The organism is Pedobacter agri PB92 (assembly GCF_000258495.1).
Lineage (GTDB): Bacteria > Bacteroidota > Bacteroidia > Sphingobacteriales > Sphingobacteriaceae > Pedobacter > Pedobacter agri.
Window position 1 is genome coordinate 15,909 of the sequence record NZ_AJLG01000051.1, and the last position, 12,256, is coordinate 28,164.

Annotated in this window: 13 protein-coding genes; 5 read left to right on the forward strand and 8 right to left on the reverse strand. The window is 38.8% G+C overall.

Translation table 11 applies throughout. The features are described 5' to 3' along the window. Positions 1-5: 5 nt before the first annotated feature. From ON09_RS09545 to ruvX, 7 genes are all read right to left on the reverse strand, one after another. Positions 6-1,007, reverse strand: coding sequence for a DUF3078 domain-containing protein (locus ON09_RS09545; RefSeq protein WP_010600837.1), 1,002 nt, complete (start codon positions 1,005-1,007; stop codon positions 6-8). Between the two features lie 93 nt (positions 1,008-1,100). Beyond that, on the reverse strand, positions 1,101-1,424 hold the full coding sequence (locus tag ON09_RS09550) for a hypothetical protein (protein ID WP_010600838.1): 324 nt from the start codon (positions 1,422-1,424) through the stop codon (positions 1,101-1,103). Then, complete coding sequence (locus ON09_RS09555) at positions 1,421-2,173, reverse strand: hypothetical protein (protein WP_010600839.1); 753 nt, start codon at positions 2,171-2,173, stop codon at positions 1,421-1,423. Before ON09_RS09555 ends, ON09_RS09550 begins: the two co-directional genes overlap by 4 nt. Before the next feature lie 48 nt (positions 2,174-2,221). After that, positions 2,222-3,064, reverse strand: a complete 843-nt coding sequence (locus ON09_RS09560) for a glucosaminidase domain-containing protein (protein ID WP_010600840.1) — start codon at positions 3,062-3,064, stop codon at positions 2,222-2,224. Positions 3,065-3,252: 188 nt separating this feature from the next. Beyond that, positions 3,253-3,804 (reverse strand): glucosaminidase domain-containing protein, encoded by a 552-nt coding sequence (locus ON09_RS09565; RefSeq protein ID WP_010600841.1) that lies wholly within the window; start codon positions 3,802-3,804, stop codon positions 3,253-3,255. A 158-nt stretch (positions 3,805-3,962) separates the two neighbouring features. Further along, positions 3,963-4,601 (reverse strand): O-methyltransferase, encoded by a 639-nt coding sequence (locus ON09_RS09570; protein ID WP_010600842.1) that lies wholly within the window; start codon positions 4,599-4,601, stop codon positions 3,963-3,965. A gap of 8 nt (positions 4,602-4,609) precedes the next feature. Continuing rightward, positions 4,610-5,026: a Holliday junction resolvase RuvX gene (gene ruvX / locus ON09_RS09575; RefSeq protein WP_010600843.1), complete on the reverse strand. Its 417-nt coding sequence runs from the start codon at positions 5,024-5,026 to the stop codon at positions 4,610-4,612. A 193-nt stretch (positions 5,027-5,219) separates the two neighbouring features. On the opposite strand from ruvX, the gene ON09_RS09580 reads away from it, so the two are divergent. The 4 genes from ON09_RS09580 (at position 5,220) to ON09_RS09595 (ending at position 9,419) form a co-directional block, all read left to right on the forward strand. Continuing rightward, entirely contained in the window at positions 5,220-5,837 is a 618-nt protein-coding gene (locus ON09_RS09580; RefSeq protein ID WP_157258905.1) for a DUF3575 domain-containing protein, read from the forward strand. Continuing rightward, entirely contained in the window at positions 5,818-5,955 is a 138-nt protein-coding gene (locus ON09_RS25160) for a hypothetical protein (protein WP_157258906.1), read from the forward strand. The genes ON09_RS09580 and ON09_RS25160 overlap by 20 nt, the downstream gene beginning before the upstream one ends. A 313-nt stretch (positions 5,956-6,268) precedes the next feature. Continuing rightward, positions 6,269-8,959 (forward strand): regulatory iron-sulfur-containing complex subunit RicT, encoded by a 2,691-nt coding sequence (gene ricT / locus ON09_RS26820; RefSeq protein ID WP_010600844.1) that lies wholly within the window; start codon positions 6,269-6,271, stop codon positions 8,957-8,959. After that, positions 8,928-9,419, forward strand: coding sequence for a gliding motility lipoprotein GldH (locus ON09_RS09595; RefSeq protein ID WP_010600845.1), 492 nt, complete (start codon positions 8,928-8,930; stop codon positions 9,417-9,419). Before ricT ends, ON09_RS09595 begins: the two co-directional genes overlap by 32 nt. A gap of 100 nt (positions 9,420-9,519) precedes the next feature. Here the strand turns inward: ON09_RS09595 and ON09_RS09600 are convergent, their stop codons facing one another. Continuing rightward, the gene (locus ON09_RS09600) at positions 9,520-10,821 is read right to left on the reverse strand and encodes a UDP-N-acetylmuramoyl-tripeptide--D-alanyl-D-alanine ligase (protein WP_010600846.1); all 1,302 of its coding nucleotides are present in this window, start codon (positions 10,819-10,821) and stop codon (positions 9,520-9,522) included. Positions 10,822-10,907: 86 nt separating this feature from the next. On the opposite strand from ON09_RS09600, the gene ON09_RS09605 reads away from it, so the two are divergent. Then, positions 10,908-12,256: M14 family metallopeptidase (locus ON09_RS09605; protein WP_010600847.1), on the forward strand; the 1,349-nt coding region annotated here is incomplete at its 3' end.

The following is a 12,256-nucleotide window of genomic DNA, read 5'->3' on the forward strand; positions in this document are numbered from 1 at the left end:
CGACGTTACCGAGGGAAAACAAAAGCAAAACCCAACGCCAAAGTCTGACTGGCCTGAACCTTTGCATCAGTATCGGTATCATACAGGATTACACCCGTTAAACTAGTATTCATAAAACGGTTAATTTTTGCGGTTAAGGCAACATCCAACCTATGATCGATTCGTTTTACAGCAATATCTTCATAAGGAATAAACATGGCGTAACGTGCTTTCAGGTTGGTGTTTTTAAAAATATCTTTATCAAAGGCACTCACCACCTGGAAAGCGAGCTCATTTCTAAAATGCTTGCCTTTATCAACCCCAAATACATTGGCTTTGTTGTCATAAACTGCCGTATCTAAAACAAATGTTTGGCGGGCAGTACCCGTACCAATTCGTGTGGAGAAATATTTGTTTGGCTTGTATTCAAAACCGATTGATTCAGTTAAATAACCTGGCGACATGAACCTGGAAATCAAGACTTGCTGTTCTTCACCATTACCATCTCTAAAATAACGATAACCACTATCAAACTGCGATTCAAAGTTTACAGATCCGAAGAAAAACCAGTTTTTTGACAATTGAAACGATGCTTTGTTATCCCAGAAAATTCGATCGTTCGTTTTCTTTTGCAACTGATCTTTATTTTTGATTTTACCATATTGCAAGATCACCTCACTTACGTAACTGTAGCTGGCTTTGTTGTATTCTGCTTTCCAGTTGAGTAAGCCACCAACAGCAACGGAATTAACACCGCCGCCCTTCCAGTTATCACTGAATTGTGCCTGGTTTACGTTAATGCCAATAGAAGTTTTGGTTTTCCAGTAGTTTACCTTCGCGTTTACAACAAAGGGAGGGATTTTTACAGGCTCAAAATTTAACGGCCCTTGCCTGCTCGGTAAAGGACTACGTTTAAGCTTTATATTCAGGTCTTTTGTATTGATCGGAACGGTGTCAATTACCTGTGCATATAACTTTGTGGAGCAGATACTTAGAATAAGGATAAGGGCAGCTAAACAATTCTTCATTGGATACAAAGAAAAAGAAAAAATCTATAGATAAAAAGGGTTTAACAAAATGAATATCTGATTTGTAGTTGCCAATGTGCCGAATGCAGCCTACTATATCGATTTAACCCAGCCATACCAGCTGTTATTCCTCAGGTAGTTTAAGTCGCCTTCAAATCGGTAAGCTTCCTGTTCAAAAATGATTTTACGGTAGGCCAGATGGTGTTTTTTGTAAATTATCAAATTAATCAAATAATTGATAATATAACACACATAAAATGGAATAATCAGCAATTCGAGCTGTTGCCTTAAATGAATTTTTTCATGATTGATTATTTCCTTGTCGGCCTTAAGTCTTTCTGATTTTAACAGAATAAATGGAAATATAGCCATCCCTGCGGCAGGCAATTTCTTAACGATGATAATGGGCGCTTTCACAATTTTTCAATTGTTAGTTTCGGCAAAGGAGGCAATTGCAATGCCTTTGGATTTATGCGATAGCTTCTGTACGCATTTCGGATAAATACGTTAAAAGCATAATCATCAGCATCGAGCACAAACTGATAGGTTGGCCGGTATTGTTGCATGAAATCAGTGAGTTCGGTTTCTTTAATGTTTAAAACCTGCTGTACCAATGAAGCATTAAAACGGTAATCAATCAGGTCTTCACGGTAATCTTTCTCTAAAATTTTCTGTAAATGACGGGCATTTCTACCCTGACGGCTCAATAAATTATAAATTGCATCAATGCCTAATCCCACGCCACCGGTTCCTAAATTCAGTAGATCTTTACTGCTGCCTTTCATGGTTTGGTAGCGGTATTCGCTAACCGATTTTTCATATTGCTGCTGTGGCGTTAATCTTTTTTGCTGAATCACAACATCCCTTAACCTAATTCCCAGTGATTTCAATTGAAAATAAGCTGCGGTTTGACCTTTAAAAACGATGGTATCAACGCCATAACCAGCAAGCGCCGCTACTAAGGTATCTCCAGGATTTGCATAGGTGCTAAATTCACCTTTTGTATTGTTATATAACCCATCTCCTGTTCTAATGTTATAAATGTAAACTTTTGCCAGGCGTTGCTTCGTTTCCTTATCAATGACAATACCCTGCACCGGTTTTGTTTGTGCAAAAAGCGATGTAGCCAGGCCGACGGATAAAATAAAGGCAACAAAAAGTTTCATGTGTTTACAAAACTACAAATATCTGGCAGGCAATGTTTACCGTTAACATTATTTAACCTTAAGCACCTGCCCAAGTTTAATACCGTCGGTGGTCATTTCGTTTAACATTTTCAGTTCATCAATAGATAAGTTAAAGCGTTTTGCGATATTAAAAAGTGTATCACCCTTAATAACAGTATAATTGCCATCGGCTAAAATTGGCTTTGCCCCAGGCGGAGGGGTGTCAACAGGCGTAAACTTCTTTTTTTCCTGCGGGATGTTTTGATTAATTTCAGAAAAAACCCGGTCTTCACGGGCAATTTTTTGTTTCTCGCTTTCTGATTGGTCATACTGATAAAGCTGGTACTTTTCAATCATATTAATCAGTAAATCAGGATATTTTGGATTGGTAGCATAACCGGCGGTTTTTAAACCCTGTGCCCAACTTCTATAATCGTTTTTATCCAGCTGGAACAAAAAACTATAGCGTTTACGTTTCAAAAATTCAGAATGATCTTTAAAAGATTCACGGGCATCTTTGTATACCCTGAAACAATCATTTTTTTGATCATCATCACGGAAATAGTTTTTTCCTCTCCAGTCAGAAGTACATTTAATGCCAAAGTGGTTATTGGCATACTTTGCTAAATCGCTGTTTCCACTGCCTGATTCTAGAATTCCTTGTGCCAGCGTAATACTGGCCGGAATACCAAAGGCATTCATCTCCTCTATCGCCACTGCTTTAAATTCGTCAATATAACTTAATGTGTTATAACTTTTATAACTGTTGTTAGTGGCTTTATTGGCCGCCTTCTCAATCTGTTTATTGTTTTTCGAAAATTTTCTTGAACTGCATGAACTGGCAAAAGCTAAAATGATGAACAGAAAAGATAATCGATAAGATAAATGCATTTTATGGTTAATTGTTGAAATTGTTAATTGGTTATTTAAGGTGGCAAGTTAAAACGTGTTATGTATCATTTAAAACTTGATCTTCTGCCCTGGCTTTAGGTTTACTTTTTTCAGACCGTTTCTTTTCATCAGTGATTTAACTGTTGTACCTTTCTTTTTGGCGATAGCGCCTAAGTTGTCGCCCGCCTTTACGGTATATATTCGTGAAGTAGTCTTTTTTTGCGGTGATAAACCTTAGCCTTGGTTATCGGTTCCACATAATCTTCCGGGCGTTCATCGTATTGATAAAGATTGTATTTGTTTACCATGGCAATCACCTGGCTGGCCCAGGTGCGGCTGCGGGCATATCCCGAACGTTGAATTCCCCTGGCCCATCCTTTATAATCATACTGATCATATTTATCGAACAAGCTGTTAAACGGAGCTCTGGTTTCCATCAGCTCTACAAAATGATTGTATGATTCTTCATCACTTTCGTAATCGCGGTAAGCAGAGCGGATTTCCTCATTGTTATTTGGACCTTTAACTCCGAAATGATTATTCAAATGTTGCGCAATCCGGCTGTTGCCGGCGGCAGATTCGTGAATGGCAACTGCCAGGATAATACTGGCGGGAATTTTATGATCACGCATTAATTCCTGAGCAACTTCTACATGTTCTGTAATATAATCTTCTGTGTCTTGTGCTTTGGCTATAATTACACTTAAAAGTAAAAGGCAAAAAGTAAGTATATTTTTCATTTTGTTTTCTCTTGCCGTCATTGCGAGGTACGAAGCAATCTCATGCTGCGGATTACTTTGTATCTCGTAATAACGAGTTTTTGTTTTGGTTAAATGTTTAACTGTTGGAAACGTTTAATGGTAACCTAATTCAATTGAACAGTTTGATATTTGTTCAGTTAACCAATTTTCCTAATTACAAACAGCCCATCTCTCACGGGCAATATCAATTTTTCAACCCGCTCATCTGCAGCTATTTTATCATTAAAACTAGTGATATTTCTGGTGTCTTTATCTTGTTTTTCCTGAAGTACTTTTCCACTCCATAGTACGTTATCCACAATGAGGATTCCGCCCGGACGAACGCGGTCGAAAACTAAATCGTAATAAGTGCCATTGTTTTTTTTATCGGCGTCAATGAATACGATGTCGAAAACTTCATCCAGTTGATTTAAGGTTTCGTTTGCATCGCCCAAAATGTATTTGATTTTGGAGTTCAATGGCGATTTTTCAAAATTAGCCCGAACCATATCTTCCAGTTCGGCATTAATGTCAAGTGTATAGATGAGCCCATCCGCTGATAATCCTTCAGCTAAACAAAGGGTGGCATAACCGGTAAAGGTGCCAATTTCCAAAATTCTTTTTGGTGTAACCATTTTGCTTAGCATACTTAAAACCCTGCCCTGATAATGGCCGGAAAGCATTCTTGGCATTAGAACTTTTAAGTTTGTTTCGCGGTCGATATGTTGAAGCAATTCGCTCTCGGGTTCGCAATAGTTAAGTAGCAGTTGTTGTAAATCGTCGTTTATCAGGCTCATGTATTGGGTTATAAACGGTGGGTTTCCATAAAATATTGTAAAATGATCGTCGCGGCAACGGTATCCACCCGGTCTTTATTCTGTCTGTCGGTTTTTTTCAGGCCGCTTTGCATAATGGCCTGATGTGCCATTTTCGAGGTGAAACGTTCATCGACCCAATGCTGCGGTATAGTTGGAAAAGCTTTTTTTAACAAGGTTGAAAACCCTTTAACATGTTGTTTAGAATCAGAATCTGATCCATCCATTTGTTTCGGATCGCCTAAAACAAAGGCTTCTACCTGCTCGGCAAGTAAATATTTTTTAATGTACTCTATGGCATTTTTAGGGTGAACGGTATCCAGTCCGGTTGCAATAATCTGCAAAGGATCGGTTACTGCAATGCCGATGCGTTTTGTTCCGTAATCAAAAGCCAAAATTCTAGCCATAAAATATTTAAAAGTCCAAAGGTAAGGTTTTTTAAGAAATGGGTTTTTGACACCAAAAATGTGGCGACTTTTCCCCTTATTTCAACACTGTTTGCATTGGTATTCAGCCAATAAGCGGTGTCTATAACTGTTAATGGCATTGGCACAACTGGCTGATGATTTGCAAAGTAAAGCTGAATCAAACAAAAAAATAATGAAAATAAAATTTACAAAATCATTAAGCCTTATTGCTGCAATGGGCTTATTATCATTAAACAGTTTTGCGCAAAAGGTAAATCAAGCCGATGATGCAGAGAAAAACCTGGTTAAGTTAAATCTTCCGTCACTGGCCTTGAAAACACTTCATGTTCAATACGAAAGAGCCATTTTTGGTAAAACCAGTGTAGGCTTAGGTGTTAGGATGATGCCGAAAGGTTCTTTGCCTTTTAGTTCATCTTTCGACAGCATTGATGATCAATTGGGAAGTTTAGAGATGGGAAATTTTGCCATCACACCGGAGATTAAATTTTATATGGGTAAGGGTGTATTTAAAGGTTTTTACATCGCTCCGTTTTTAAAATATGCAAACTATAATGCCTCTATCAACTACGAATTTGATTCTAACAACAGAACAGAAATGATTCCATTGAGTGGAAAATTAAATACTTATACGGCAGGTGTTTTATTTGGTGCGCAATGGGAAATTGCCAATAAGTTTTATTTAGACTGGTCGATTTTTTGGCCCTCAGTACGGAATTTCTCGTGGAAATTTAGCAGGAACAAAAACATTATCAGCACAGGAGCAAAAAGATTTGAAAAGCGAGTTAGATGAAATTGATTTACCAGTAGGAAATGTTTCAAGTACAGTAACCGCTAATGGTGCAGTGGTAGATTTTAAAGGCCCATGGGCTGGAATTCGTGCTAACATTGGTATTGGTTACAGATTTTAATATTTCGATAATTTCGTAATTGGCTGCTCAAATTTGGGCGGCCTTTTTTGTGCTTGTTATTTTGAAAACAAGGCCGGCGTAAATAAACCCTATTGCAGCGGCATCCTTTTATTGTTGCAGCTATTTAATGCCCTGCCGGATCATTCACAATAAAAGATATAGCGGAAAGAGGGACCACACTAAATAAAGCATTTACAAAAGGCTGCTTTTCTACATCCATTTATTGTCTTGAAAATTTAAAATTCACCTGTTCCGAAACAAGTTCGGCCAGATGAAGCGGTGAATATCATATCTATTTCTTATTTTGCACCAAATGCAGTTTAAGGAAATCATCGGACAGGATAAGGTTAAGCAACAATTGGTGCAAACGGTTAAAGAAAACCGCGTGAGCCATGCGCAACTTTTTTTGTCGCCGGCTGGTTCGGGTGCTGTACCGTTGGCGATTGCTTATGCGCAGTATATCAATTGCTTAGATAAACAAGAGGCTGATAGTTGTGGCGAATGCTCGAGCTGCAGAAAGTATGAACGTTTGATTCATCCCGATTTGCATTTTTCTTACCCTTTTTTTGCATCTGCAAATACCAAAACGGCTATTGATGTGCTGGAAGATTGGCGAAACATGCTGTTGCATGATGCTTATTTTGATATGGATATTTGGCGATCGAAGCTGGATGCTGCTAATAAACAAGCCAATATTCCGATTGCGGAGTGCCACGATATTATAAAAAAACTGAGTTACAAAGCATTTGAAGCTGAAACAAAGGTTTTAATAATGTGGTTGCCTGAGTATTTGGATAAAGCAGGGAACGCTTTGTTGAAATTAATTGAGGAGCCGCCTGCCAATACGCTGTTTATTTTGATTGCGCAAAGTCAGGACCAGATTCTAACTACCATTTTATCGCGAACGCAGATTGTGAAAATTCCGAAGCTGACCGGTGAAGAAGTTTCCAGTTATTTAATGCATTCTAGCGGCTTGACAGCACATCAGGCGATTGATTATGCTTTCCTTGCTGATGGAAATCTAATTGAAGCAAAAGCCCTGGCTGCCGACACGCAGAGCGACAGCTCAGGAACTTTTACGGCCTGGCTGCGAATGGGATTCGGAAATAAAGTACCTGATTTGATCGATTTTACAGATGATGCAGCAAAGTGGGGAAGAGAAAATCAAAAGAATTTTTTAAAGTATGGTGTAAATTATTTGCGGGAGTGCTGCCTGATTTTAAGTGGTGCAGAAGCGTTGGTAAAACTGCCCCCTTTAACATTTGAAACCGCAAAAAAGCTAAGTACTCACGTGCTCACTTTGCCTATGGCCGAAGCCATTATTGGCGAACTGGAAAAAGCACATTACCACATCGAAAGGAATGCAAACCCTAAAATTCTGTTTTTAGATGTATCTTTACAGTTGGTAAAAATTATAAAGTTTAAAAACGCTCCCTGCGGGGACTCAATATATATACAATTAGATATGGGATGTGGAAGTTGTTCAACAGGTGGTGGTTGCACCCCTAATGGATGCAAAAGTAATGGCTCATGTGGCACCGGTGGGTGTCAGACAATGGAAGTTCACGATTGGCTATCCAACCTGGATATGCCTTCAAATTATAAACCTTTTCAGGTTACAGAAATAAAATTCAAAGGATCGCGTAAAGAGTTTTTCCTTAATAACGATAATATTTATTTAGAAATTGGCGAGTTGGTTGCTGTTGAAGGGCCAACCGGAGGTTTTGATGTAGGGCATGTTTCGTTAACAGGTGAACTGGTGCGTATCCAAATGAAACGCCGTAAAACGGCTTTGGATCAGGTTACCAAGAAAATTTATCGCAAAGCGACAGAGGCTGATGTAGAAAAATGGAATGCAGCTAAGGGAATGGAATGGGAAACCATGCATAAAGCCCGTAAACTGGCCTTGGATCTTCGTTTGCAAATGAAAATTAGCGACGTGGATTACCAGGCTGATAAAACAAAAGCTACATTTTTCTATACTGCAGATGGCCGTGTTGATTTTCGTGAGCTGATTAAAAAAATGGCCGAAAGTTTCCGGATCCGGATTGAAATGCGCCAAATTGGTATGCGCCAGGAGGCCGGCCGCTTAGGCGGGATTGGTTCATGCGGACGTGAATTATGTTGTTCTACCTGGTTAACCAACTTCAAAACCGTCTCTACAGCCGCGGCCCGTTATCAAAATCTTTCTTTGAACACTTTAAAGCTTGCCGGACAATGCGGTAAGTTAAAATGTTGTTTAAACTATGAGCTTGATACTTATTTAGATGCGCTGAAAGATATCCCGGATCGTATTGAAAATTTAGATACTGAGGCAGGATATGCCCGTCATCAGAAAACCGATATTTTCAAAAAAATCATGTGGTTCAGTTACCAGGGCGATGAAAACTGGATTCCGGTGAAAGCCGCCCGTGTAAAAGAAATCATGGCAATGAATAAGGCTGGCAAAAAAGCGCCTAATTTAAAAGAGGAAGCTGTTCAAATTGCTGCACCTGTGGTAGTGGAAAAATCTTTTGATTATGAAAATGTAGTGGGTCAGGATAGTTTAACCCGTTTGGATGAACGTTCTAAAGGGAGAAATAACCAAAACCGCAATCAGAAAAACCGCAATCAGAAAAACGATAACCGAAGGGAACGTGTTCCTGCTGGCGATAAAAATGCATCACCGAGTAATAAACAACAGGGTGCACAAAAGCCGCAACAAGGGGGAAAGCCACAGCAAAACGGACCTCGTCCACAGCAAAATGCGGCAGCGAAGCCACAAGGCAACAATCAGAAGCCCCAGCAACAGGCGGTTCCAAAACCGCAGCACGTTCAGGGACCGAGACCTCAAAGCAATAATCCGAAGCCTCAACAGCAAAAACCTGTAGCTAAAGCAGATGGCGAGTTAAATGTTGAGGGTGCAAAACCTGAGCAAAGCAAAAATAAAAACAGAAATAACCGTAGGAAAAACAATAACCGCCGAAATCAAAATGGCTCAGAGAATAAACCTGCTTCTGAATAAAAAGACAGCGTTCTTATTTTGCTTTTTATTGGTGGCATCTCTTTTTGTGGGATGTTCGTCTAATGTTATTGATAGCAATGTGGAAATTCCAGATCGCAAGTGGACTTATCGTAACCACATTATCACCTCATTTAAAATCAAAGATAATACGAAAGCTTATAATGTTTATTTTAAGTTAAGGCATACCGCAGAATACAAATATTCGAACATTTTTATTCTTGCTCACTTTAAGGACGGGAAAAACACGGTTAACCAACGTTTTGAGTTTCAGCTGGCAAAGAATGACGGCGAATGGCTCGGAAGCGGTTCTGGTAATGTTTTTAGCTACACGCTACCTCTACTTGAAAATCATCGTTTCCCCAGAAATGGCAAGTTTGAAATTGAGATTGAACAAAACATGCGAGATAATCCCTTAGTTGAGGTAAGTGATGTGGGAGTATTGATAGAAGAAGTGAAATAAGTCACCTTAGCACTTGCTTTTATTATTAAATAACAAAAAAAGAAGCGTTGTATGAAATCTACAGCGCTTTTTTTTGTGTCTGTATTTTGCTGTTATATAATTATAAATACTGCAATAAACTTTCCAGCTTCATCCCTCTGGATCCTTTTAGTAAAACCAGATGATTTTCGATTGGATTTTGCTGAATGTAGGCTGCCGCTTCTGCAGGAGTTTCAAAAAACAATGCATCAAATTGATCCTTTAAAGCATAAAAATACTTTCCAATCAAAATAAGCTGGTTTAATCCACTATCAAAAGCTTGCTTTGCAATCTTTTCATGTTGTAGGTTAGATTCAGGACCAAGTTCAAACATATCACCTAAAATGGCTGATTTTTTATCTGCTGATAAAACAGCAATATTGTTTAAAGCCGCGGTCATGCTACTTGGGTTGGCGTTGTAGAAATCGCAGATAACTGTATTGTGATCCGTCTTTGTGAGCTGCGAACGGTTGTTTTTGGGTTGATAATTGGCCAAGCCAATGTTAATTTCTTCAGGATTCATATCGAAGAAATCGCCAATGCAGATCGCGGCTAGAATATTCTCAAAGTTATAGCTGCCAGTTAAATTTGTTTTTACAACAGAAGAAACATCATGATTGGTCCATTCTACTTCAATAAAAGGATCACTGCTTTTTAAATTGCCTTTTATGGTGTTTCCATTTTCAGTACCATAATATATCAGCTTATTTAATCCGGAGGTAGCACTCATTTCCATTAAATGAGCATTGTCTCTATTGATAAAAGTATAACCATTGTTTTCTTTCAGATAGGCGTAAAGTTCTGCTTTACCCTTTTTTACACCTTCAAACCCACCAAATCCGTCCAGGTGTGCCATGCCCACATTGGTAATGATGCCATGAGTAGGTTGAGCAATCGAACAAAGTAACTCGATTTCCTTTTGGTGATTGGCCCCCATCTCAATCACCGCAATTTCAACATCATGAGTGATTGATAAAATTGAAAGTGGCACACCAATATGATTATTGAGATTCCCAAAGGTGGCAAATGTTTTAAATCGCTCTGTTAAAACAGCATTTACCAATTCTTTACTGGTGGTTTTACCATTGCTGCCCGTAAGTCCAATTACAGGAATATTCAATTGTTCGCGGTGGTAACGGGCTAGATTCTGCAGGGCAGTAAGTACATCTTCAACCAGCAAACATTTTTCATTTATGGCGTAAATTTCCTCATCAATAACAACAAACGATGCACCTTTCTCCAATGCTTGCGCTGCAAACTCATTTGCATTAAAATGATCGCCCTTAAGTGCAAAAAAGATACAGCCTGGTGTAATGTTTCGGGTATCAGTTGAAACGGTAGGATTTTCAAGAAAATGGTGGTAGAATTGAGCGGTTGTAATCATGTTCTTCGTAAAAAATATGCTGTAAAATTAAGGTTTAGCATTAACAAAAAGCAAAATTACTACATTAGATAAAATTTAATTGTTTTATGAAGAAAAGCATAACGTTCTGCCTGCTCCTGGTAATCTCAGCATTTGGTGCAATTGCACAAGTAAAGTCACCTGATGATTTTTTAGGCTACGAACTTGGATCACACTTTACACCACATTATAAGGTAGTAGATTATTTCAGACAAACGGCAGCAGCTTCACCCAAAAACATAAAACTAATTGAATATGGCAAAACCAATGAAGGAAGGCCACTACTTGCTGTAGCGATATCATCTGCAGAAAATATCTCAAGATTAGAGCAAATACGCACCAATAACTTAAAACTGGCGACAGGATCGGATAATACGGTTGATCTTAAATCGCAGCCTGCATTGGTTTGGTTAAGCTATAATGTTCATGGTAATGAGGCCAACTCTACCGAAACCTCGATGAAAATGCTGTATGCCTTATCTTCAGGTCAAAATACACAAGCCAATGAATGGTTAAAAAATACGGTAGTAGTCATTGACCCATGTTTAAATCCTGATGGTAGAGACCGCTATGTCAACTATTTCAACAGCGTTGTAGGTAAAACACCAAATTCAGATCCTACTTCGCGTGAGCATATAGAGCCTTGGCCAGGCGGTCGCCCTAACCATTACTATTTCGATTTGAACCGCGATTGGGCCTGGCAAACCCAAATGGAAAGTAAGCAAAGATTGGCATTATATAATAACTGGATGCCTCAGGTACATGTCGATTTTCATGAACAAAGCTATAATGAGCCATATTATTTCGCACCAGCTGCCGAGCCTGTTCACCAGGATATTACCCCTTGGCAAAGAAGTTTTCAGGTCGTGGTGGGAAAAAATAATGCCCGATACTTTGATGCAGAAGGCTGGCAATATTTTACAAAAGAGCGTTTCGATTTACTTTACCCGTCTTATGGTGATACTTATCCCTTATATAATGGTGCCATCGGCATGACCTACGAACAAGGTGGCATCAGGGCTGGTTTATCAGTGGTAACCAACAATGGTGATACCTTAACGTTAAAAGATCGTATTGCACACCATTTCGCAACAGGAATGTCAACGATTGAGGTATCTTCTCAAAATCAAGGCAAATTACTGGAAGAATATAAAAAGTATTTTCAGCAGGAAATGAACACGGCTCCTGGTATTTATAAAACCTATGTTGTTAAAGCCAGTAACTTATCAAGATTAAAAAAACTGGCAGATTTGCTTACGAAAAACAAGATTCAGTTCGCTTATGGTGCAGATAAAAACGGAAGAGGTTACGACTATGATACGCAGAAAGAAGAGAGTTTTAGCGTCGACAGAAATGATTTGATTATTAATGTATTGCAGCCCAGAGCAGTTTTAGCAAATGTATTAAGTGTGTACGT

Coding starts and splice junctions, on each gene's coding strand:
- ON09_RS09545 (WP_010600837.1), bottom strand. CDS start 1,007: ATGAAGAATTGTTTAGCTGCCCTTATCCTTATTCTAAGTATCTGCTCC.
- ON09_RS09555 (WP_010600839.1), bottom strand. CDS start 2,173: ATGAAACTTTTTGTTGCCTTTATTTTATCCGTCGGCCTGGCTACATCG.
- ON09_RS09560 (WP_010600840.1), bottom strand. CDS start 3,064: ATGCATTTATCTTATCGATTATCTTTTCTGTTCATCATTTTAGCTTTT.
- ON09_RS09565 (WP_010600841.1), bottom strand. CDS start 3,804: ATGAAAAATATACTTACTTTTTGCCTTTTACTTTTAAGTGTAATTATA.
- ON09_RS09570 (WP_010600842.1), bottom strand. CDS start 4,601: ATGAGCCTGATAAACGACGATTTACAACAACTGCTACTTAACTATTGC.
- ruvX (WP_010600843.1), bottom strand. CDS start 5,026: ATGGCTAGAATTTTGGCTTTTGATTACGGAACAAAACGCATCGGCATT.
- ON09_RS09580 (WP_157258905.1), top strand. CDS start 5,220: ATGAAAATAAAATTTACAAAATCATTAAGCCTTATTGCTGCAATGGGC.
- ricT (WP_010600844.1), top strand. CDS start 6,269: ATGCAGTTTAAGGAAATCATCGGACAGGATAAGGTTAAGCAACAATTG.
- ON09_RS09595 (WP_010600845.1), top strand. CDS start 8,928: ATGGCTCAGAGAATAAACCTGCTTCTGAATAAAAAGACAGCGTTCTTA.
- ON09_RS09600 (WP_010600846.1), bottom strand. CDS start 10,821: ATGATTACAACCGCTCAATTCTACCACCATTTTCTTGAAAATCCTACC.